Genomic DNA, 21681 nt, shown 5'->3' with positions numbered 1-21681 from the left:
AGTCTCCTTAGACGCGTCCCATCGCGAAGCCCTTGGCGATGTAGTGGCGCACGAACCAGATCACGATCGCGCCCGGCACGATGGTCAGCACGCCCGCGGCCGCCAAGGTGGCCCAGTCCATGCCCGAGGCGCTCACCGTGCGCGTCATCGTGGCCACGATCGGCTTGGCATTCACGCTGGTCAGCGTGCGGGCCAGCAGCAGCTCGACCCAGCTGAACATGAAGCAGAAGAAGGCCGCGACGCCGACGCCGGCCTTGATCAGCGGCAGGAAGATGGTGAGGAAGAAGCGCGGGAAGGAATAGCCGTCGATGTAGGCCGTCTCGTCGATCTCGCGCGGAATGCCGCTCATGAAGCCTTCCAGGATCCACACCGCCAGCGGCACGTTGAAGAGCAGGTGCGCCAGCGCCACGCCCAGATGCGTGTCCATCAGCCCGACCGTGGTGTAGAGCTGGAAGAAGGGCAAGAGGAACACGGCCGGCGGCGTCATGCGGTTGGTGAGCAGCCAGAAGAACACGTGCTTGTCGCCGAGGAAGGAATAGCGCGAGAAGGCATAGGCCGCCGGCAACGCGACCGTGAGCGAGATCACCGTGTTGATGCCGACGTAGATCAGGCTGTTGATGTAGCCCGAGTACCACGATTCGTCGGTGAAGATGCGCGCGTAGTTGGCCCAGGTGAACTGCTGGGGGAAGAAAGAGAAGCTCGAAAGAATCTCCTCGTTGGTCTTGAAGCTCATGTTGACCATCCAGTAGATGGGCAGGAGCGCGAACAGGATGTAGAGCAGCAGGAAGACGCTGCGCTTGCGGAAGCGGCGTTCGTTCATTTCGTTTCCTCCACTTCCTGCGTGCCGACCCGCTGCATCCAGTTGTAGAGCACGAAACAAAGCAGCAGAATGATCAGGAAATAGATCAGCGAGAAGGCGGCCGCCGGACCGAGGTCGAACTGGCCGACGGCCTTCTGCGTGAGGTACTGGCTCAGGAAGGTGGTCGCATTGCCCGGACCGCCGCCCGTCAGCACGAAGGGTTCGGTGTAGATCATGAAGCTGTCCATGAAGCGCAGCAGCACCGCGATCACCAGCACGCCGCGCATCTTGGGCAGCTGGATGTAGCGGAACACCGCGAACTTGCTTGCGCCATCGATGCGCGCGGCCTGGTAGTAGGCATCGGGAATCGAGCGCAGCCCGGCGTAGCACAGCAGCGCGACCAGCGGCGTCCAGTGCCAGACGTCCATCACCAACACCGTGAGCCAGGCATCGCGCGCGTTGCCGGTGTAGCTGTATTCGATGCCCAGCTTCTGCAGCGCCCAACCGAAGAGCCCGATGTCGGCACGCCCGAAGATCTGCCAGATGGTGCCGACCACGTTCCACGGAATCAACAGCGAGAGCGCGACCACCACCAGCACGGCCGATGACTTCCAGCCGGTCGATGGCATCGACAGCGCCAGGCAGATGCCCAGCGGGATCTCGACGACGAGCACGGCGAGCGAGAAGCCGAGCTGGCGCCACAGGGCTGCATGCAGCTCGTCGTCGCGCATCACCGCGGCGAACCATTCGGTGCCGACGAACACGCGCCGCTCGGGCGAGATGATGTCCTGCACCGAGTAGTTGACCACCGTCATCAGCGGCACGATGGCCGAGAAGGCCACGCACAGCAGCACCGGCAGCACCAGCCACCAGGCCTTCTGGTTGATGGGTTTCACGGTTCCGTTCATGCGACCAGCTCCTCATCGCGGTAATAGCAGGTGTGCTTGTCCACCACCTTGAGCCAGACCGGCTCGCCGACCGACGGCACCTGCGCATCGGAATGCAGCCGGGCCTTGAGCACGCTCTCGCCGATCTGTGCGCTGAGCATCTGGTGCGTCCCGACGTCCTGCAACTGCGTGACCGTGGCCCTCAATGCGCCGGGCGACTGGAGTTCGGCCAGCGCGAGGTATTCGGGCCGGATGCCGAGCTTGAGCGCGCCGTCGGGCAGCGCCCGCGGCAGCGCGAGCCGGTTGCCCGCGATCTCCAGCACGCCGCCAGCGCACTGCGCCGGCAGGAAGTTCATGCCCGGCGAACCGATGAAGTGGCCGACGAAGGTGTGGGCCGGCCGCTCGAACAGCGCCTCGGCGCTGCCCACCTGCACCGCCTTGCCGCGCGTCATGACGACCACCTCTTCGGCGAAGGTCAGCGCCTCGACCTGGTCGTGCGTGACGTAGATCAGCGTGAGCTTGAGCTCGCGGTGGATCTGCTTGAGCTTGCGCCGCAGCTGCCACTTGAGGTGCGGATCGATCACGGTCAGCGGCTCGTCGAAGAGCACCGCCGACACGTCGCTGCGCACCAGCCCGCGGCCGAGCGAGATCTTCTGCTTGGCATCGGCCGCGAGGTTGGCGGCGCGCTGGTTGAGCTGACCGCTCATGTCGAGCATCTCGGCGATCTCGCCCACCCGCCTCTTGATCTGCTCGGCTGGCAGCTGCCGGTTGCGCAGCGGGAAGGCGAGGTTCTCGGCCACGGTCATGGTGTCGTAGATCACCGGGAACTGGAACACCTGCGCGATGTTGCGCTGCTGCGGCGTCTCCAGCGTCACGTCGCGGCCGTTGAAGCGCACGCTGCCCTGCGAGGGCGCGAGCAGGCCCGAGATGATGTTGAGCATGGTGGTCTTGCCGCAGCCCGAGGGGCCGAGCAAGGCGTAGGCGCCGCCGTCGCGAAAGCTCATCTTGAGCGGCAGCAGCGCATAGTCGCTGTCCTCCCTCGGGTTGGGGCGATAGGCATGGGCCAGGTCGAGGTCGATACGAGCCATGTCAGTCTCCCTTCCGGCGCCAGGCCGGCGCCACCGCGAGCCGCTCGCCGGCGTCGAACACGTAGGCCTGCGAGGCCGCGAAGTACAAGGTGATCGCAGTGCCGAGTTCGAAGCGGTGCACCCCGGTCAGTTGCGCCACCAGTTCGCCCACCAGGGTCTCGGCGTGGACGAAGGTGTCGGAGCCAGAGATCTCGGCCAGTTCGACCTTGCCGGGCAGGGCGATGTCGCCCTCCCCCGCGTTCACGTTCAGCGCACTCGCGCGCAGGCCGATGGTCACGGCGCCTTCGACACCCGCCGGCAGCGCGATCGGCAGCAGCGGCCCGCCTTCGAGTTGCACGCCGCCGGCGACCACGTGGCCGGCCAGCAGGTTCATCGGCGGGTCGCTGAAGGCGCGCGCCACGCGCAGCGACTGCGGCGCATGGAACACCTCGGCGGTCGGCCCGTACTGCAGCAGCTCGCCGGCATCCATCACCGCGGTGTAGCCGCCCAGCAGCAGGGCCTCCCCAGGTTCGGTGGTGGCGTAGATCACGGTCGAGTCGCCGGTGGCGAAGAGCTGCGTGAGTTCTTCGCGCAGGCCTTCGCGCAGCTTGTAGTCGAGGTTGACCAGCGGCTCGTCGAGCAGCATCAGCGGCGCGTTCTTGGCCAGCGCGCGCGCCAGCGCCACGCGCTGCTGCTGGCCGCCCGAGAGTTCGGCCGGATAGCGGTCGAGGAACATGCCGATGTGCAGCTTGTCGGCCAGCTCGCGCACCTTCGCATCGACGTTCTTCTCGCCCCGCAGCTTGAGCGGCGAGCCGATGTTCTCGCCCACCTTGAGCGAGGGGTAGTTGATGAACTGCTGGTAGACCATCGCCACGTTGCGCTCGCGCACCGGCACGCCGGTCACGTCCTTGCCGTCGACCTGCACCTTGCCTTCGGTCGGCGTGTCGAGGCCGGCCATCAGCCGCATCAGGCTGGTCTTGCCGGCCTGCGTGGCGCCCAGCAGCACGGTCACCGCACCATGCTTCGGCGCGATGCTCTGCGGGTAGAGCCAGGTCTGGGCGCCCACCTTCTTGGTGACGCGCTCGAGTGTCAGTTGCATGCAGCAATTCCTTCTTGCGAACTCGTGTTGATCTCCATCCAGGTACCGACCTGCTCGCGCTCCTGGCGCGTGAGGTGCAGGCCCAGCTTGGAGCGGCGCCAGAGCACGTCGTCGCCGCTGCAGGCCCACTCCTCGTTGTGCAGATAGCGCAGCTCGCGCTCGTGCAGGCCGGGTGCCACGGCGGCGCCGAGGTCGGCCATCGATTGCGCATCGCCGATTACGTTCGAGATGCGGGCGCCGTAGGCGCGCGCGAGCCGGCGCGCCAGCGCGGCATCGAGCCACGGGTACTTCGAGCCAACCGCTGCCACGAAGCGTTCGAAATCGTCATCGGGCCGCGCGGCGGTCCCGATCCAGCCCGACAGGTCGCCGCCCGCGAGAAAGGCGCCTTCGGTCCATGCCGGCCGCGCATCGCCGAGCATCCGGCCCACCTCGTCGGCCGCGTCTTCGGCGAGCTTGCGAAAGGTCGTGATCTTGCCGCCCCACACAGACAGCAGCGGTGCGGCACCGGTGTTGCTTTCGAGCAGGTAGTCGCGCGTGACGGCCGAGGGGTCGCCCGAGTCGTCGTCGAGCAGCGGCCGCACGCCCGAGTAGGTCCAGACCACGTCGGCCGGCACGATGGGCTTCTCGAAGTAGCGGCTGGCCTGGGTGCAGAGGTAGTCGATCTCGTCCGCGCCGATGCGCGCCGCGCCAGGATCGTCGCCGTTCAGCTCGATGTCGGTGGTGCCGATCAGCGTGAAATCGTCCTGGTAGGGAATCGCGAAGATGATCCGCTTGTCGGGGTTCTGGAAGATGTAGGCGTGGTCGTGCTTGAAGAGGCGTGGCACCACGATGTGGCTGCCCTTGACCAGCCGCAGGTGCCGCGTGGCCAACGCCTCGCCCTTGGCCGCGTGGGCCACGCCGCGCAAGAAGGATTCGGCCCAGGGCCCCGCCGCATTGACCACGGCGCGCGCGCGCACGGTGCGCTGGGCGCCGCCCGCGGATTCGAGCAGAGCGGTCCAGCCATCGACATCGCGGCGCGCGCTCACGCAGCGCGTGCGGGTCAGCACCTCGGCCCCCTTGGCGCGCGCATCGAGCGCATTGAGCACCACCAGCCGCGCGTCATCGACCCAGCCGTCGGAGTAGACGAAGCCGCGTTTGAACTGCGGCTTGAGCGGCTCGCCGGCCGCGTGGCTGCGCAAGTCAATAGCGCGCGAGCCCGGCAGCACCTCGCGCTTGGCCAGGTGGTCGTACATGAAGAGGCCGATGCGCACCATCCAGGCCGGCCGCATGGAGGGATCGTGCGGCATCACGAAACGCAGCGGCCACATGATGTGCGGCGCGCTCTTGAGCAGCACCTCGCGTTCCTGCAAGGCCTTGCGCACCAGCGAGAACTCGTAGTACTCGAGGTAGCGCAGACCGCCGTGGATCAGCTTGGTGGACGACGAGGAGGTGTGCGCCGCGAGATCGTCCTTCTCGCACAGCAGCACGCGAAAGCCGCGGCCCGCCAGATCGCGCGCGATGCCGCAGCCATTGATGCCGCCGCCGACGATGAGCACGTCGCAGTCGGTGATGGCGGCGGAGGTGGACGGGGGGATGGCGCTCACAACGGACGGAGGGATGGACCCGTGAATTTGTTCACTTATTTCGCCTGAGGCGTTTTCGTATTCTTTCATTTTGATTCCTTAATGCGCGATTTTCCTTGGCGTTAACCCTTAAGTCCATTCGTTTTCTTTCGCTTTAAAGTAACGCGCCCCGCGCTCTCTTCCATGTCAGTGAACTCCAACCCCCGCCAACTCAAGCTGCTCAACACCGTCCGCGCCCGCGGCTCGATCACGGTCGAACAGCTGGCCGAGATGCTCGAAGTGACGCTGCAGACCGTGCGCCGCGACGTGCAGCGACTGGCCGACGAAGGCCTGCTGACGCGCTTCCATGGCGGTGTGCGGGTGCCGAGCTCGACCACCGAGAACATCGGCTACCAGCAGCGCGAAACGCTCAATGCCGAAGGCAAGGCGCGCATCGCGCGCGCCGTGGCCGCGCGGGTGCCGAACGACTGTTCGCTGATCCTCAACATCGGCACCACCACCGAGGCGATCGCGAAGGCGCTGCTGCGCCACACCGGGCTGCGCGTGATCACCAACAACCTCAATGTCGCGACCATCCTGAGCGACAACCCGAACTGCGAGGTGATCGTCGCGGGCGGCTCGGTGCGGCTGCGCGACCGCGCGATCGTGGGCGAGGCGACGGTCGATTTCATCCGCCAGTTCAAGGTCGACATCGCGCTGATCGGCGTTTCCAGCATCGAGGACGATGGCACGCTGCGCGACTTCGACCTGCGCGAGGTGAAGGTGGCGCAGACCATCATTGCGCAGGCGCGCGAGGTCTGGCTCGCGGCCGACGCGAGCAAGTTCAACCGCCCTGCCATGATCGAGCTGGCGAAGCTGTCGCAGATCGATTGCCTTTTTACCGACGCCGAGCCGCCGCCGCCTTTTCCGGAGCTGCTCGAGCGCGCACAGGTGCGCTGCGAGATCGCATCAAAGGACCATTGAGATGACCTACCTGCTCGCCCTCGACCAGGGCACGTCGAGCTCCCGCAGCATCGTCTTCGATCGCGAAGGCCGCATCGTCGCCATCGCCCAGCAAGAGCTCACGCAGATCTACCCGCAGCCCGGCTGGGTCGAGCACGACCCGGTGGAGATCTGGACCAGCCAGCTCGCGACCGCGCGCGAGGTGCTCGCTAAAGCGAAGCTCACAGCGAGCGACATCCACGCGCTGGGCATCACCAACCAGCGCGAAACCACCGTGCTGTGGAACCGCAAGACCGGCCAGCCGGTGCACCACGCCATCGTCTGGCAGGACCGGCGCGCCGAGCCGCTGTGCGCACGGCTGCGCGAAGACGGCATGACCGACACCATCCGCGACAAAACCGGTCTCGTGATCGACGCCTACTTCTCCGGCACCAAGCTGCGCTGGCTGCTCGACAACGTGCCCGGCGCACGCGCCGCGGCCGAGCGCGGCGAGCTGGCCTTCGGCACCGTCGACAGCTGGCTGATCTGGCAACTGACCGGTGGCAAGGTGCATGTGACCGACGTAAGCAACGCCTCGCGCACCATGCTCTTCAATGTCCGCAGCAACCAGTGGGATGCCGATCTGCTGAAGGCGCTGGACATCCCCGCCTCGCTGATGCCCGAGGTGAAGCCTTCGAGCGCGCACTTTGCCGACACCGACGCGGGCCTGTTCCAGCGCAGCCTGCCCGTCGGCGGCGTGGCGGGCGACCAGCAAAGCGCCCTCTTCGGCCAGGCCTGCTTCGAGGCCGGCATGGCCAAGAACACCTATGGCACCGGCTGCTTCCTGTTGATGCACACCGGCGGCGCCTTCCAGCCTTCGCAGAACGGCCTGCTCGTGACCAGCGCGGCGCAGACCAGCGCCCAGCCGCAGTACGCGATGGAAGGCAGCGTGTTCGTCGGCGGCGCGGTAGTGCAGTGGCTGCGCGACGGCTTGAAGGCCATCCAGGGCAGCGCACAGGTGCAGGCGCTGGCCGAGAGCGTGCCCGATGCGGGCGGCGTGATGATGGTGCCGGCCTTTACCGGCCTCGGCGCGCCCTACTGGAACGCCGACGCGCGCGGCACCATCACCGGCCTCACGCGCGGCACCACCGTCGCGCACATCGCGCGCGCGGCGCTGGAGAGCATTGCTTATCAGAGCGCCGCGCTGCTGCAGGCCATGAGCCGCGATGCGGTCGCCGCGGGCGGCACGCCGGTGGCGGAGTTGCGCGTCGACGGCGGCGCGGCCGTCAACGATCTGCTGATGCAGTTCCAGGCGGATCTGCTGGGGATTCCGGTGGTACGGCCGGAGGTCATCGAGACCACGGCGCTCGGTGCGGCTTACCTGGCAGGACTCTCGACCGGCGTGTACCGCGACCTGAGTGAGTTGTCGAAGCAGTGGCGCGTCGAACGGCGCTTCATGCCTACCCTGAGCCGGGTGAAGGCTGAGGAGAAGATGGAGCGGTGGGAGCTGGCGGTGCGGAGGGCGACGCTGGTTTGATGCCATGACCCCGATCGAGAACACCGAGGACCGCTATGGCGCTGTTGCGATCCTGCTCCACTGGTTGATGGCTTTTCTTGTCATCGGACTTTTGGCATTGGGCATCTACATGGTCACGCTTCCAGATGTCGGCTTCAATACAAAAAAGATCACGCTGATTCTCTACCACAAGGAGCTTGGCTTGCTGGTACTCGTCTTGCTCGCGGTGCGCTTGGGCTGGCGTTTGACGAATGTGCTCCCGCAACTGGTTGCACACCTGCCTGATTGGCAAAAAATCGCCGCCCGATTCGTCCATCTCTCCTTTTACGCACTGATGTTCGTCTTGCCGATGACTGGTTGGCTCATGTCTTCCGCCGCTGGCATCCCGGTATCGTTCTTTGGCTTTTTCACGCTGCCTGATTTCCTTCCTCGCGACGACCATCTGTTTCAGCGACTCATCGATGTCCACAAGTGGCTCGCTTATGTGCTCGTGCTTGTCATATTCGTCCATGTGGGCGCGGCACTGAGGCATCATTTCGTATTCAAGGACGATACTTTGCGCAAAATGCTGCCCTAACCCGCTTTCTCGACCACGAACCTGGCGAGTTCCCGCAATACTTTTCCCGCAGCCTCATTGGCCGCCGCGACCCCGGCGGAGGGATTTCTCTCCCGCAAGGGTTCGCGCACCGACACTTCCTTGGTCGCGATAACCCGATTCATTGCCTCGCGACTTAGATGGAAGCGTATCGTGAGCTGCAGTATCGCCGGGTCTGAAGTGAAGTCCTGCTTGAGCTCCAGGATTTCGGTGCGAAGAGCGAAAGTGTGGCGACCAAAATGAGGAGGCGACCGGACCTCGCTGAAATAGTGCGTATTCGAAATTGTCTTGACGATCAGAGGCAGCATCATCTGCGCTGGTGTTTCCGCCCATTCATTCCGACTGAAATACGCGATTTGATGGACCTGGGTGGTATAGGCCATTTGCGTCGTGCCATAGACCGGATGGGTCTCGGGAACCAGAACCAACAGGGTCGCGGAGCGAGTCCGTTCGTTGGGCAGGTCGAGTGGGATGCTGCTCAGCACATGTTTCTTGGCGGCAGTCTCGACCGGCGACAACAGGGCACAGCCCGAAAGCAGGATGGCACATAGCGCAACCAGCGCCGCCCTCGCCATACTTCCCTTCATTTTTCTTCCCCGGGCCCAAGCGGTGGAGGCCTGGTGCCGCGAATCAAGATCGACGGGTCTCGATTGATCCTGGTCGCCACGCCGGAGAGGGAACTGGACAGCGCATCGAGATTGGACAGAGTCTTGTGAGCCTCAGGCAGGATTTGCGTCTGAAGCGCTCTCACTGTGTCATGACTCGATTCCAGCAGAGGCTCCAGACGATGACTCGCGCGCTCGGTATTGGCAACGATCGAGTTCAGCTTCCTGGTATTTTCTGCCAGTACCTTGGTTACTTGCTGCAAGCTGTCGACCGATTGCTTCAGCGATGCGATGGTCTTCTCGTCGAATGTCGATTGCAGCAGCTCAGTGACGGCTTGGACATTCTCATTCATCTGAGTCAGCGTCCCATCGAGCGTCATTGATTTCGACGGCGCCGTCGGTATTGTCGGATAAAGTTCGCCCGGCCGTGCTGCCAGCGGCCGCGAATCGATGCCGACGTCTTCGATAGCAATGTAGACGTAGCCGGTGAATCCTCGCGAAGCGAGTCCACGCGAGGTGATCGTGGCGACGCTGGCCGAGGTAATCGGAGCGGTCTTGTCGATACTCAACAAAATACTCACTGAATTCGACCGGACCAGCTTGACGCTTTTCACCCTTCCCACATCAACGCCGTGGAATTCGACAGGAGCATCGGCAATGAGGCCGGAGACGGACTCCTCGGTAGAAATCTGATAGTTCACATAATCGCTTACGGAAACAAAATACCAGATTGCCCCAGCGAGAATCGACACAAGCAGGAACGCCACGAACGCAAGTCGCGCCTTCGTGTTGACATCGTTTTTCATCGCGCATTGCCTCCATGGCTAGCCCGCACATCGCCGGCCAAATAGGCGCTTGGGCCGGTGCCAGCCTAGTCCGTCATCCCTGCAATTGCCACGCGATGCGAAGATTGCATTTTCGACCTGTTGGCGGGCGAGCCTCAACCCCTCGCCACGCAAGGACATCCCCTACCTATATTCCCCACCCGCGATCCCGACCGGCGTGACCAGTGAACTGGTCCTTGGGCCCTCGGATCTCGACATCTCCGGCGGCGATGCGCTCACAGCGGATCCGTCTGGCATTCGACAAGCAGCCGAAGACCGGCAACTTCTCGCACCGAAGCGCGTACTGGCGGAAAGTCAGCCAAGCCGGCTATCGCCTGGTCGTTGATGAAACTCCATACGGATGGAGAGGCGATCAGTACGCGATCTTCGCGGTTCCGGAAGCAACGAAGTCCGACGATTTCATCGCGCAGGTAAGCGACGATGACCCGCGAAACCAGAACACGATTCGCCCGATGCGTCGCTCGCCGACTGGGCGCGAAAGGAGCCCTATAACCACGAACTGCTCGGTCAAATTCGCAAGCAGTACCGTTTGGCTGAGCCGACGATGGCCGCGTACTATCAGGGCCGCTTTGGCCGCTCGAAGGTAGAGTCACGGCGCATGGCGGCCTATGCGCCGGACATCATGTTCCGTTCGCCCTATGTGTTTCATAGGGAACGGCACGATGCACCCAACAATGAATCACCATCGAATCCGTGGCGGACCGGAAAGTCTGCTTTGAATCGCCCATCGGTGTTTAGAGTCGGTCCTACAGGTCGATGAACTTGCGCCCACAGCGCGCCGTAGTCGCCGACTCGCAGTCGAAAAATGCTCAGTGCCCAGGCACCAAAAAGTCCTGACTGATCCGCCACCCCAACTCATTCACCCGATCGAGAAACTGCGTCAGATAGGCATGCAGTCCCGTCGCCAGAATCTCATCGACCCGCGCGTACTGCAAATCGGCAAGCAGCTTCCCCGCACGCCGCTGCGTCTCCGCGCTCTGGTCGTTCTGCACCTTCGCAAGATTGCTCACCACTTCGACCAGGCTCGCATGCAGCGAACGCGGCATGTCGGCGCGCAGGATCAGGAGCTCGGCCACGCGTTCAGGCTTGATCACGTCGCGGTACACCTTGCGGTAGACCTCGAAGGCCGAGACGCTGCGCAGGATCGCGCTCCAGTGATAGAAGTCGTACTCCTGGTCTTCCTCGGTGGCGGTGCCGAAGAACTCGCTGTTGAGCGCATGGAACTTCACGTCGACCAGGCGTGCCGTGTTGTCAGCGCGCTCCAGGAAGGTGCCCAGGCGCGAGAAGTGGAAGGCCTCGTCCTGCAGCATGGTGCCCAGGGTCACGCCGCGCGAGAGGTGCGAGCGGAACTTGACCCATTCGAAGAACTGGCCCGGGTCGCGCTCGAATTCGCCGGCGCGCAGCATGCGGTTGACCTCGAGCCAGGTCGTGTTCTGCGTCTCCCAGGCTTCGGTGGTGAGCGCGCCGCGCACGGCCCGCGCGTTCTCGCGCGCGGCTCGGAGGCACGAAAGGATCGACGAGGGATTGGACTCGTCCTTGACCATGAACTCCATCACCTCGTCGGGCACGATGTGCTCGTGCTTTTCGTTGAACAAGGGCAGCAGCTCGCTGATGGAGAGCAGGCCCTGCCAGCCGTACTTGGCAACCTCGGCCGATTGCGGCAAGAGCGAGGTCTGGTAGTTGACGTCGAGCATGCGCGCGGTGTTTTCGGCCCGCTCGGTGTAGCGCGACATCCAGTAGAGGTGATCGGCGGTGCGTGACAACATGCTGTGGTGCTCCCCTGATCAACCCACTTGGGTTTGCGATTGCGATTGCGACTGCGATTCCGAGCGCGGCTTGGTGCGGCGGTCCCCTTCGAGAATCCAGGTGTCCTTGGTGCCGCCGCCCTGCGACGAATTGACGACCAGCGAGCCCTCCTTGAGCGCGACGCGCGTGAGGCCGCCGGGCACCATCTGCACTTCCTTGCCCGAGAGCACGAAGGGGCGCAGGTCGATGTGGCGCGGCGCGATGCCGGCCTCCACGAAGGTGGGCGAGGTCGACAGGCTCAAGGTGGGCTGCGCGATGTAGCCGTCGGGCTTGGCGAGCACGGCTTTCTTGAAGTCCTCGATCTCGGCATGCGTCGCCGCCGGGCCGATCAGCATGCCGTAGCCGCCGGCGCCGTGCACTTCCTTGACCACCAGGTCCTTCATGTTGGCCAGCGTGTAGTCGAGTTCCTCCTTGTTGCGGCACATGTAGGTGGGCACGTTCTTGAGGATCGGCTTCTCGCCGAGGTAGAACTCGATCATCTTCGGCACGTAGGGGTAGATCGACTTGTCGTCCGCCACGCCGGTGCCGACCGCATTGCAGATCACGACGTTGCCCTCGCGGTAAGCGCGCATGAGGCCGGCGCAACCGAGCGTCGACGTGGGGCGGAACACCTCGGGGTCGAGGAAGTCGTCGTCGACGCGGCGGTAGATCACGTCGACGCGCCGCGGGCCGCGCGTGGTGCGCATGTAGACGAAGTCGTCCTTGACGAAGAGGTCCTGCCCTTCGACCAGCTCCACGCCCATCTGCTGCGCGAGGAAGGCATGCTCGAAGTAGGCGCTGTTGTACATGCCGGGTGTGAGCACCACCACGGTGGGCTCGGCGGTCGCGGGCGGCGCGGAGGCGCGCAGGGTTTCGAGCAGCAGGTCGGGATAGTGCGCCACCGGCGCGACGCGGTTCTGGCTGAACAGCTCGGGAAAGAGCCGCATCATCATCTTGCGGTTCTCCAGCATGTAGCTCACGCCGCTGGGAACCCGCAGGTTGTCTTCGAGCACGTAGTACTCGCCATTGCCGGCCGCGTCCGGCGCGCGCACGATGTCGATGCCAGAGATGTGCGAGTAGATGTCGTTGGGCACCTTCACGCCCACCATCTCGGGGCGGTACTGCGCGTTGTTGAAGATCTGCTCCGAGGGGACCACGCCGGCCTTGACGATCTCCTGCCCGTGGTAGACGTCGTGGATGAAGCGGTTGAGCGCGGTCACGCGCTGCACCAGCCCCTTCTCCATGCTTTCCCACTCGTGCGCGGGAATGATGCGCGGCAGCAGGTCGAAGGGGATCAGGCGCTCGGTGCCCGAACCGTCCTCGTCCTTCGCGCCGTACACGGCAAAGGTGATGCCGACCCGGCGGAAGATCATTTCCGCCTCCTCGCGCCGCGATCGCATCACCTCGCCGGGCTGCTTCGCGAGCCATTGGTCGTAGCGCTTGTAGTGGTTTCGGACCGCTGCGCCATGGTAGGGCAGCTGCTCGTACATCTCGTCGAATTTGTGCATGGGACGACCAATCTCCTTGGGCGTAGCTTAGCAAGTTCAGGGCCAGTGCTTCTAGGGAACAACGTGGTGCCAGTAGCGTTTCGCGGTCCGGCGCTGGCATTCGCGGGGGCACGCGCGGCATGCCGCGGTCGTTACCGCCGGCCCAGCGCGCCGATTCGAGGTCGAAGAGAAAGCGCACGGCGCCATCGCCGCGCTGCGGCATCTGCGAAACGATGCCCACCACCTGCAGGTCGCGCCCCTCGAGCGCGGGCGCCAGCGCATCACCCGCATAGGCGGTCGCGCGCCAGCCCGCAAGGCCGGCGCCGGCCATCGCGCCGAGCAGCAGCATGGCCAGGGCCGAGCGTCGCAATCCCCGCAGCAACAGCCCGCCAGCGACCGCGGCCAACAGCACCCCGGCGTAAACACCACCATGTCACAGCGCCGCCTGCTGCAACTGCAACTGCAACTGCAACTGGAGCGCAGCGCCCAGCACCGAGCCGGCCATGGCGGCAAAGAAAGCCAGGCCGCGCGGCTCCCCGCCCGGCGTCACGCAACGATCCCTGATGACATGCTGCAATCGCTCCCTTACACGCTCTCTGTGGCGCGCTAATTGCTAACCGTGTGGGCTAGTATGCGTCTCACTCCGAGGCAACCTCGACGTTCCGAGAAAAAATGTCCATCCACGCCGCTCTCCACCACGTCACCCACTACAAGTACGACCGCCCGGTGCAATTGGGACCGCAGGTGATCCGCCTGCGCCCCGCGCCGCATTGCCGCAGCAACGTGATCTCGTATTCGTTGCGCGTCGAGCCCGAGCAGCACTTCATCAACTGGCAGCAGGACCCGTTCGCGAACTACCAGGCGCGGCTGGTGTTCCCCGAGAAGACGCGCGGGTTCAAGGTCACGGTCGACCTCGTGGTCGAGATGGCGGTCTACAACCCCTTCGACTTCTTCCTCGAGCCGCAGGCCGAGAACTTCCCTTTCAAGTACACCGAATCGCAGGCGCAGGAACTCGCGCCCTACCTCGTGGCCGACCCTGCCACGCCGCTGGTCGCGGCCTACCTCGAGAAGATCGACCGCAAGACGAAGCGCACCATCGACTTCCTCGTCGGCCTCAACCAGCAGGTGCAGAAGGACGTCGGCTACCTGATCCGCATGGAGCCCGGCGTGCAGACGCCCGAGCAGACGCTGGCCAATGCCTCCGGTTCCTGCCGCGATTCGGGCTGGCTGCTGGTGCAGCTGTTGCGCCATTGCGGCCTGGCGGCGCGCTTCGTTTCGGGCTACCTGATCCAGCTCACGCCCGACGTGAAGGCGCTCGACGGCCCCAGCGGCACCACGGTCGACTTCACCGACCTGCACGCCTGGTGCGAGGTCTATCTGCCCGGCGCCGGCTGGATCGGGCTCGACGCCACCTCGGGCCTGATGGCCGGCGAAGGCCACATCCCGCTGGCCTGCACGCCCACACCTTCGAGTGCGGCGCCGATCGAAGGCGCGGTCGACGAGGCCGAGGTCGACTTCGCCCACGAGATGAAGGTCACGCGCATCCACGAATCGCCGCGCGTGACCAAGCCCTATACCGACGATCAATGGGCCGAGGTGTTGGCGCTCGGCGAGGCAGTCGATGCTCGCCTGAATGCCGGCGACGTGCGCCTCACGATGGGCGGCGAGCCGACCTACGTCGCCACCAGCGACCGCGACGCGCCCGAATGGAACACCGATGCGCTCGGCCCGACCAAGCGCGGCTACGCGACCGAGCTCGTGCACAAGCTGCGCGCCGAATACGGCCAGGGCGGCTTCCTTCATTTCGGCCAGGGCAAGTGGTACCCGGGCGAACAGCTGCCGCGCTGGGCGCTGTCGATCTTCTGGCGCGCCGACGGCCAGCCGCTGTGGCACAAGCCCGAGCTCTTCGCCGACGAACGCACGCCCACCCACTACACGAGCGAAGACGCGCGCCGCTTCACCAGCGCGCTCGCGCACAAGCTCGGCCTCACCGACCGCTTCGTGCAGCCCGGCTACGAAGACGTCTACTACTACCTCTGGCGCGAGCGCCGGCTGCCGGTGAACGTCGACCCCTTCGATTCGAAGCTCGACGACGAGCTGGAACGCGTGCGCCTGCGCCGCGTGTTCACGCAGAAGCTCGATGCAGTGATCGGCTACATGCTGCCGATCGAGGCCGCGAACGCCGACACCGATGCGCCCGCGCTCGCCGGACCGGGCTGGAAGACCGGCCCCTGGTTCCTGCGCGACGACCGCATGTACCTGGTCCCCGGCGATTCGCCGATGGGCTACCGCCTGCCGCTCGATTCGCAACCCTGGGTCAGCAAGGGCGACTATCCCTACCTGGTGGAGCGCGACCCCACCGCGCCGCGCGCGCCGCTGCCCGCCTCCACCCTCTTCCGTGCGCGCTATGAAGGCGGGCTCGCCGGCGCGCCGGTCGATCTGGGCGCCGTGCCCTACGACTTCGGCGTACCGCAGCAGGCGCCGTCCGCGCTGCGCTTCCAGGCCGCGCACGGCAACCCGGCGGCGGCACGCGCTGCCGCGGCCTCCTCCGATCCGACCGCGACCCGCGAGCCGCGGCGCGGCGAATCGGCCCACTGGATCACGCGCAGCGCGCTGTGCGTGGAGGTGCGCGACCCGCGCCGCGCCAACGGGCCGGCGGCCGAGAAGGTGGGGAGCGCCTCGGGCGTGCTCTACGTGTTCATGCCGCCGCTGGCGCGGCTGGAGGATTACCTCGATCTCGTCGCCGCGGTCGAAGCCACGGCCGAGCAGCTGGGCGTGCAGATCGTGATCGAAGGCTACCCGCCGCCGCGCGATCCACGCCTCAAGATGCTGCAGGTCACGCCCGACCCCGGCGTGATCGAGGTCAACATCCATCCCGCGGCCAACTGGCGCGAGCTGGTCGATCACACCGAGTTCCTCTACAACGCGGCCTTCGAGACGCGCCTGTCGGCCGAGAAGTTCATGACCGACGGCCGCCACACCGGCACCGGCGGCGGCAACCACTTCGTGCTGGGCGGTGCCACGCCGGCCGACAGCCCCTTCCTGCGCCGGCCCGAGCTGCTCGCGAGCCTCTTGCTCTACTGGCACAACCACCCGTCGCTGAGCTATCTGTTCTCGGGCATGTTCATCGGCCCGACCAGCCAGGCGCCGCGCGTCGACGAGGCGCGCAACGACCAGCTCTACGAGCTCGAGATCGCGCTCAGGGAAATCGCGCGCAACCGCGAGATCCACGGCCAGAACATGCCGGCCTGGATGGTGGATCGCACGTTGCGCAACATCCTGGTCGACGTCACCGGCAACACGCATCGCAGCGAGTTCTGCATCGACAAGCTCTACTCGCCCGATTCCGCCACCGGCCGCCTCGGCCTGCTGGAGCTGCGCGCCTTCGAGATGCCACCGCACGCGCGCATGAGCATCGCGCAGCAGCTGCTCCTGCGCGCCTTCATCGCCCGCTTCTGGGACGAGCCCTACAAGGCACCCGCCACGCGCTGGGGCACCGAGCTGCACGACCGCTTTCTCTTGCCGACCTTCGTCAAGATGGATTTCGAGGACGTCATCAGCGAGATGCGGCAGGCCGGCTTCGCCTTCGATCCGGACTGGTTCGCGCCGCATTTCGAGTTCCGCTTCCCGCTGGTGGGCCAGGTCCAGGCCATGGGCGTGGAGCTGTCGCTGCGCAACGCGCTCGAGCCCTGGCACGTGATGGGCGAGGAAGGCTCGGCCGGCGGCACGGTGCGCTATGTCGACTCCTCGCTCGAACGCATCGAGGTGCGCGTGACCGGCCTCAACGAAAGCCGCCACGTCGTCACCGTCAACGGCCAGGTGCTGCCGCTGCAGCCCACCGGCACGGTCGGCGAATTCGTGGCCGGCATCCGCTACAAGGCCTGGAATCCACCCTCGGCGCTGCATCCCAGCATCGGCGTCCATGCGCCGCTCACCTTCGACCTGGTCGACACCTGGATGAAGCGCTCGCTCGGCGGTTGCCAGTACTTCGTCGCGCATCCGGGCGGGCTCAGCTACGAGAGCTTCCCGGTCAACGCCAACGAGGCCGAAAGCCGGCGCCATTCGCGCTTCTCGCGCATGGGCCATACCCCCGGCCTGCTGCGCACGCCACCGGCGACGATCGAACTTGCTGGAAGCCGCGAGTTCCCGTTCACGTTGGATTTGAGACGAGGATGAGCCCACCCCCAGGCTTCGCGCACTTCGTGTCGCTCTCGCCAACCCCCTTGCAGGGGGCAACACCAGCGGCCCGGCAAAGCCGGTTCCGCGGTGTTCCTGGAATCATCGCCCACCGCCCCATCGCGATGACGCCGATGTGACAATCGGCACATCTTGGACCCACTGAACGAATCCCTTTTCGACGCCCAGGCGCTGGAAGCGCCCGCCGAGCTGGCCTCGGCGCTCGCCCCGCCGGCAGCGCCGGGCCACTTCGACGAGCTGCGCGGGGCCGCGACGCCGGTCGCGGCCCCGCGCGTTGGCGGGCCCTCCCAGCCGGCGCCGCTGTACGAGGCTTCGTCCGCGCCACCCGCGGTGCATGCTGAAGAGGCCTCTGCGCGCGAGCGCCCGCCGCTGGCGCCCGCCTGGGCCGATTTCTTCGAGCAGCTGGGCGCCACCGGCTTCAACGACCTGCCGCGGCGCGCGGTCAGCCTCGAGCGGCAGATCCGCGACAACGGCGTCACCTACAACGTGTACGCCGATGCCGACGGCCCGCAGCGCCCTTGGTCGCTCGACCTCTTCCCGCTGATCGTCTCGCCCGAGAGCTGGGCCCAGATCGAGGCCGGCGTGCTGCAGCGCACGCGCCTGCTCGACCGCGTGATGGCCGACGTCTACGGGCCGCAGCAGCTGCTGGCCGAGGGCCTCTTGCCGCCCGCGCTGGTGCACGGCCATCCGGGCTACCTGCGCGCGATGCACGGCGTCAAGCCGCCCGGCGACACCTGGCTGCACATCGCCGCCTTCGACCTGGCGCGCGGACCCGACGGCAACTGGTGGGTGGTGTCGCAGCGCACACAGGCACCCTCAGGCCTGGGCTACCTGCTCGAGAACCGGCTCGCGATCGCGCGCCAGTTTCCGCAGGCCTTCGAAGCGCTGCACGTGCAGCGCCTGGCCGCGACTTACCACGCGATGATGGAAGGCCTGCAGCACATGTGCCCCGCCGGCCAGCCGCCGCACATCGCGCTGCTCACGCCCGGGCCCTACAACGAAACCTATTTCGAGCACGCCTACCTCTCGCGCTACCTCGGCGTCACGCTGGTCGAAGGCAGCGACCTCACGGTGCGCGACCAGCGCCTCTACCTCAAGACGCTGCAGGGCCTGCGGCCGGTGCACGGGCTGATCAAGCGGCTCGACGACCAGTACCTCGACCCGCTCGAACTGCGGCCCGACTCCACGCTCGGCGTGTCGGGCCTGCTGCAGGCGATCCGCGCCGGCAACGTGCTGGTGGCCAACATGCCGGGCTCGGCTTTCCTGGAGTCGCCCGCCCTGCTCGGCTTCCTGCCGGCGCTGGCGCGCCGCCTGATCGGCGAGAAGCTGCGGCTGCCGGCCCTGCCCACCTGGTGGTGCGGCGAACGCGCCGCCATGGAAGCGGTGCTGCCGCAGCTCGACAGCTGCGCGATCAAGTCCACCTACCCCGGCGACGATTCCCACACCAGCTTCGACGCCGTGCTCGGCAGCCGCATGGGACGCCGCGCGCTCGACGAATGGGCCGGGCGCATCGTGCGCCAGGGCGACGAGCACACGGTGCAGAGCTACCTGCCGCTGTCGCAGATGCCGACCTGGACCCAGGACCTCGGCCCCGGCCACATCGCGCCGCGCTCGGTGCTGCTGCGGGTGTTCGCGGTGAGCGACGGCGCAAAGTCGTGGCGGGTGCTGCCCGGCGGCCTGGCGCGGCTCGCGGGCGCCGATGCGCAGATCGCCTCGATGCAGCGCGGCGGCAGCAGCGCCGACGTCTGGGTGCAGACCCACGGTGAGGTCGACCGCACCACGCTGCTGCAGTCGCATGCGACGCCGGCCTCGCTCGCGCGACACCGTGCGCCGGTCACCAGCCGCGCGGCAGAGAACATGTTCTGGCTCGGCCGCTACACCGAGCGTGCCGAGAACGCGGTGCGCCTCGCGCGGCTCACGCTCGACCTCCTCGGCGGCGAAGACCAGTCCTCGCCGGCGCTCCTGGCCTGGCTGCATCGCCTGGCGCTGCGCAATGCGCTGGTGCCGCGCGATGTGCCGACCATCCCGAAGTCGCGCCGCGTGTTCGAACGCGCATTGATCGCGGAGCTGGGCGACGTCGAAAAGGGCGGCAGCGTCGGCTACAGCCTGCGCTGCGTGCGCGAGGCCGCGGCCGCGGTGCGCGAGCGGCTGTCGCAGGACAACTGGAACCAGATCGTGCGCGCCGAAGCCGAATTCCTGCGCCGCTCCGCCGAGCAGGCCGGCGAAAAGGGCGAAGGCAGCTACGCGAGCGCCGGGGCGCTGCGCATGCTCGAATCGACCAGCGCCGCGCTCGCCGCAATGACCGGCGCCCAGACCGATCGCATGACGCGCGACGACGCCTGGCGGCTGCTCTCGATCGGCCGCCACATCGAGCGGCTCGGCTTTCTCTCCAGTTCGCTGGCGGCCGGTCTCGAGATCGGTTCGGTGCACGAGATGAGCGGCTTCGAGGCCATGGTTGCGCTGTTCGACAGCACCATCACCTTCCACGCGCGCTATCAGCAGCGGCGCGATGTCGCGACCCTGGTCGACCTGCTGGTGCAGGACGGCGACAACCCGCGTTCGCTGGCCTGGGTCACGCAAACGCTGCGCGGCCGCATCGCGCGGCTGGCGGGCAGCGCGCCGGGCAAGCTCACCGCCCTCTCGCACGAGCTGCCCGATCCGGCCACGTGGACACTCGAACATCTCTGCGAAGCCGGACTCGACGGACGCCATCCCGCGCTCGAGGATGTGCTCGAAAACTGCGAGACCGCGGCCTACCATGTGTCGGACGCCATCGGCATCCGCTACTTCACCCTCACGTCCGAGTCGCTGCGTTCGGTCGGTGCCTGATCATGTTGCTCCACGTCACCCACGAAACGCGTTATGCGTACACGCCGCCGGTCGAGACCGCGCAGCATCTCGCGCACCTGAAGCCGTTGGCCACCGGCTCGCAGCGACTGGTGAGCCATGCGCTGGCGATCAGCCCCGAGCCCGCGCAGCGCGGCGAGTCGCCCGACGTCTACGGCAACACGCGCGCTTTCTTCGCGCTCGATTCGACGCACGAGGAACTGGTGGTCACGGCCGAGAGCGTGGTCGAGACCGGCCCGCCGGTGCTGTCGCCGGCGGCCTCGCTCGAGCTGCCCTGGGAAGAGGTGCGCGAGCGCTTCCGCTACGCCAAGGATCTGCCCTTCGATCCGGCCTCCGAATTCGTCTTCGCTTCGCGCTACGTGCCGCGGCACGACGACTTCGCCGCCTACGCGCGGCCCAGCTTCGCGCACGGCCGTCCGGTGTTCGACGCGGCCATGGACCTCACGCTGCGCATGTACCGCGACTTCGTCTACGACACCGAGAGCACCGAGATCAGCACGCCGGCGATCGAGGCGCTGGCGCAGCGCCATGGCGTGTGCCAGGACTTCGCCCACATCATGATCGCCTGCTTCCGCACGCTGGGCCTGCCAGCGCGCTACGTGAGCGGCTACCTGTTGACGCAGCCGCCGCCCGGCCGCCCGCGGCTGGTCGGCGCCGACGCCTCGCATGCCTGGGTCTCGGTCTACCTGCCCGGCGCCGACGGACCCGGCGACTGGGCCGAATTCGATCCGACCAACGGCCGCCAACCCGGCGAGGACTACGTGGCGCTGGCCATCGGCCGCGACTATTCCGACGTTTCGCCGATGCGCGGCGTGCTGCACGGCGGCGCGCGCCACACGCTCGACGTCGGCGTCACGGTGCAGCCGCTCGAAGAGCTGCGGGCCGAGGCGCAGCAAGCGGCGCTGTCGCAAGCGCAGACACAGACGCAATCACAATCGCAATCGCAATCGCAATCGCAATCGCAATCGCAATCCCAACAAGACGAGGATCCTTCATGAGTGTTTACGACAAACTTTCCAGCCTCGGCATCACGCTGCCACCGGTCTCGGCCCCCGCCGCCGCCTATGTGCCCTATGTGCAGACCGGCAAGCTGGTGTTCCTCTCCGGCCATATCGCCAAGAAGGACGGCAAGCCCTGGGTCGGCCAACTCGGCGCGACGCTCGGCACCGAAGAAGGCAAGCATGCTGCGCGCGCGATCGCGATCGACCTGCTCGGCACGCTGCAGGCCGCCATCGGCGACCTGAACAAGGTCAAGCGCATCGTCAAGGTGATGAGCCTGGTCAACTCGGTCGGCACTTTCACCGAGCAGCACCTGGTGACCAATGGCGCCAGCGAATTCTTCGCCGAGGTCTTCGGCCCCGAGAAAGGCGCGCATGCGCGCAGCGCCTTCGGCGTGGCGCAGATCCCGATGGGTGCCTGCGTCGAAATCGAGTTGATCGCGGAAGTCGAGTGACGCCGCGGGAGGCGGC

Annotated in this window: 16 protein-coding genes; 7 read left to right on the top strand and 9 right to left on the bottom strand. The window is 66.3% G+C overall.

What is annotated here, in order from left to right:
* Positions 1–7 precede the first annotated feature (7 nt).
* The 5 genes from BLS74_RS02350 to glpD are packed head-to-tail and all read right to left on the bottom strand — an operon-like array spanning position 8 to position 5435.
* A complete protein-coding gene (locus BLS74_RS02350) occupies positions 8–820 on the bottom strand; it encodes a carbohydrate ABC transporter permease (RefSeq protein ID WP_093102633.1) in 813 nt (270 codons plus the stop codon).
* Entirely contained in the window at positions 817–1707 is an 891-nt protein-coding gene (locus BLS74_RS02345; RefSeq protein ID WP_093102631.1) for a carbohydrate ABC transporter permease, read from the bottom strand. Before BLS74_RS02345 ends, BLS74_RS02350 begins: the two co-directional genes overlap by 4 nt.
* Entirely contained in the window at positions 1704–2774 is a 1071-nt protein-coding gene (locus BLS74_RS02340) for an ABC transporter ATP-binding protein (RefSeq protein WP_093102630.1), read from the bottom strand. Before BLS74_RS02340 ends, BLS74_RS02345 begins: the two co-directional genes overlap by 4 nt.
* Before the next feature lies 1 nt (position 2775).
* Entirely contained in the window at positions 2776–3852 is a 1077-nt protein-coding gene (locus tag BLS74_RS02335; protein WP_093102628.1) for an ABC transporter ATP-binding protein, read from the bottom strand.
* Positions 3843–5435 carry a glycerol-3-phosphate dehydrogenase gene (gene glpD / locus BLS74_RS02330; RefSeq protein ID WP_348272411.1) on the bottom strand — a complete coding sequence of 531 codons (1593 nt, stop codon included), beginning with the start codon at positions 5433–5435 and terminating at the stop codon, positions 3843–3845. Before glpD ends, BLS74_RS02335 begins: the two co-directional genes overlap by 10 nt.
* 168 nt (positions 5436–5603) lie before the next feature.
* On the opposite strand from glpD, the gene BLS74_RS02325 reads away from it, so the two are divergent.
* The 3 genes from BLS74_RS02325 to BLS74_RS02315 are packed head-to-tail and all read left to right on the top strand — an operon-like array spanning position 5604 to position 8428.
* The gene (locus BLS74_RS02325; RefSeq protein ID WP_093102690.1) at positions 5604–6377 is read left to right on the top strand and encodes a DeoR/GlpR family DNA-binding transcription regulator; all 774 of its coding nucleotides are present in this window, start codon (positions 5604–5606) and stop codon (positions 6375–6377) included.
* A gap of 1 nt (position 6378) precedes the next feature.
* Positions 6379–7872, top strand: coding sequence for a glycerol kinase GlpK (gene glpK, locus BLS74_RS02320; protein ID WP_093102625.1), 1494 nt, complete (start codon positions 6379–6381; stop codon positions 7870–7872).
* A 4-nt stretch (positions 7873–7876) separates the two neighbouring features.
* The gene (locus tag BLS74_RS02315; RefSeq protein WP_093102624.1) at positions 7877–8428 is read left to right on the top strand and encodes a cytochrome b; all 552 of its coding nucleotides are present in this window, start codon (positions 7877–7879) and stop codon (positions 8426–8428) included.
* Here the strand turns inward: BLS74_RS02315 and BLS74_RS02310 are convergent.
* The 4 genes from BLS74_RS02310 to BLS74_RS02295 all read right to left on the bottom strand — a co-directional run bounded on the left by BLS74_RS02310 (position 8425) and on the right by BLS74_RS02295 (position 13189).
* Entirely contained in the window at positions 8425–9033 is a 609-nt protein-coding gene (locus BLS74_RS02310; RefSeq protein WP_093102622.1) for an ABC-type transport auxiliary lipoprotein family protein, read from the bottom strand. The genes BLS74_RS02315 and BLS74_RS02310 overlap by 4 nt on opposite strands.
* Positions 9030–9857, bottom strand: coding sequence for an MlaD family protein (locus BLS74_RS02305; RefSeq protein WP_093102621.1), 828 nt, complete (start codon positions 9855–9857; stop codon positions 9030–9032). The genes BLS74_RS02310 and BLS74_RS02305 overlap by 4 nt, the downstream gene beginning before the upstream one ends.
* An 848-nt stretch (positions 9858–10705) precedes the next feature.
* A complete protein-coding gene (locus tag BLS74_RS02300; RefSeq protein WP_093102619.1) occupies positions 10706–11662 on the bottom strand; it encodes an alpha-E domain-containing protein in 957 nt (318 codons plus the stop codon).
* An 18-nt stretch (positions 11663–11680) separates the two neighbouring features.
* Positions 11681–13189 (bottom strand): circularly permuted type 2 ATP-grasp protein, encoded by a 1509-nt coding sequence (locus tag BLS74_RS02295; protein ID WP_093102618.1) that lies wholly within the window; start codon positions 13187–13189, stop codon positions 11681–11683.
* A gap of 651 nt (positions 13190–13840) precedes the next feature.
* Between BLS74_RS02295 and BLS74_RS02290 the strand changes: the two genes are divergently transcribed.
* The 4 genes from BLS74_RS02290 (at position 13841) to BLS74_RS02275 (ending at position 21665) form a co-directional block, all read left to right on the top strand.
* On the top strand, positions 13841–17344 hold the full coding sequence (locus BLS74_RS02290) for a transglutaminase family protein (RefSeq protein ID WP_093102616.1): 3504 nt from the start codon (positions 13841–13843) through the stop codon (positions 17342–17344).
* A 153-nt stretch (positions 17345–17497) separates the two neighbouring features.
* Positions 17498–20194: a circularly permuted type 2 ATP-grasp protein gene (locus BLS74_RS02285; protein ID WP_093102614.1), complete on the top strand. Its 2697-nt coding sequence runs from the start codon at positions 17498–17500 to the stop codon at positions 20192–20194.
* Between the two features lie 2 nt (positions 20195–20196).
* Positions 20197–21210, top strand: a complete 1014-nt coding sequence (locus BLS74_RS02280) for a transglutaminase family protein (protein WP_093102612.1) — start codon at positions 20197–20199, stop codon at positions 21208–21210.
* On the top strand, positions 21207–21665 hold the full coding sequence (locus BLS74_RS02275) for a RidA family protein (protein WP_093102611.1): 459 nt from the start codon (positions 21207–21209) through the stop codon (positions 21663–21665). The genes BLS74_RS02280 and BLS74_RS02275 overlap by 4 nt, the downstream gene beginning before the upstream one ends.
* The last annotated feature ends 16 nt before the right edge of the window (positions 21666–21681 follow it).

Origin of the sequence: Variovorax sp. CF079 (assembly GCF_900101545.1) — a bacterium.
Classification (GTDB): Bacteria; Pseudomonadota; Gammaproteobacteria; order Burkholderiales; family Burkholderiaceae_C; genus Variovorax.
This window is presented reverse-complemented; position numbering and strand designations above follow the sequence as displayed.

Coding starts and splice junctions, on each gene's coding strand:
- BLS74_RS02350 (WP_093102633.1), bottom strand. CDS start 820: ATGAACGAACGCCGCTTCCGCAAGCGCAGCGTCTTCCTGCTGCTCTAC.
- BLS74_RS02345 (WP_093102631.1), bottom strand. CDS start 1,707: ATGAACGGAACCGTGAAACCCATCAACCAGAAGGCCTGGTGGCTGGTG.
- BLS74_RS02340 (WP_093102630.1), bottom strand. CDS start 2,774: ATGGCTCGTATCGACCTCGACCTGGCCCATGCCTATCGCCCCAACCCG.
- BLS74_RS02335 (WP_093102628.1), bottom strand. CDS start 3,852: ATGCAACTGACACTCGAGCGCGTCACCAAGAAGGTGGGCGCCCAGACC.
- glpK (WP_093102625.1), top strand. CDS start 6,379: ATGACCTACCTGCTCGCCCTCGACCAGGGCACGTCGAGCTCCCGCAGC.
- BLS74_RS02315 (WP_093102624.1), top strand. CDS start 7,877: ATGACCCCGATCGAGAACACCGAGGACCGCTATGGCGCTGTTGCGATC.
- BLS74_RS02310 (WP_093102622.1), bottom strand. CDS start 9,033: ATGAAGGGAAGTATGGCGAGGGCGGCGCTGGTTGCGCTATGTGCCATC.
- BLS74_RS02305 (WP_093102621.1), bottom strand. CDS start 9,857: ATGAAAAACGATGTCAACACGAAGGCGCGACTTGCGTTCGTGGCGTTC.
- BLS74_RS02300 (WP_093102619.1), bottom strand. CDS start 11,662: ATGTTGTCACGCACCGCCGATCACCTCTACTGGATGTCGCGCTACACC.
- BLS74_RS02295 (WP_093102618.1), bottom strand. CDS start 13,189: ATGCACAAATTCGACGAGATGTACGAGCAGCTGCCCTACCATGGCGCA.
- BLS74_RS02290 (WP_093102616.1), top strand. CDS start 13,841: ATGTCCATCCACGCCGCTCTCCACCACGTCACCCACTACAAGTACGAC.
- BLS74_RS02280 (WP_093102612.1), top strand. CDS start 20,197: ATGTTGCTCCACGTCACCCACGAAACGCGTTATGCGTACACGCCGCCG.
- BLS74_RS02275 (WP_093102611.1), top strand. CDS start 21,207: ATGAGTGTTTACGACAAACTTTCCAGCCTCGGCATCACGCTGCCACCG.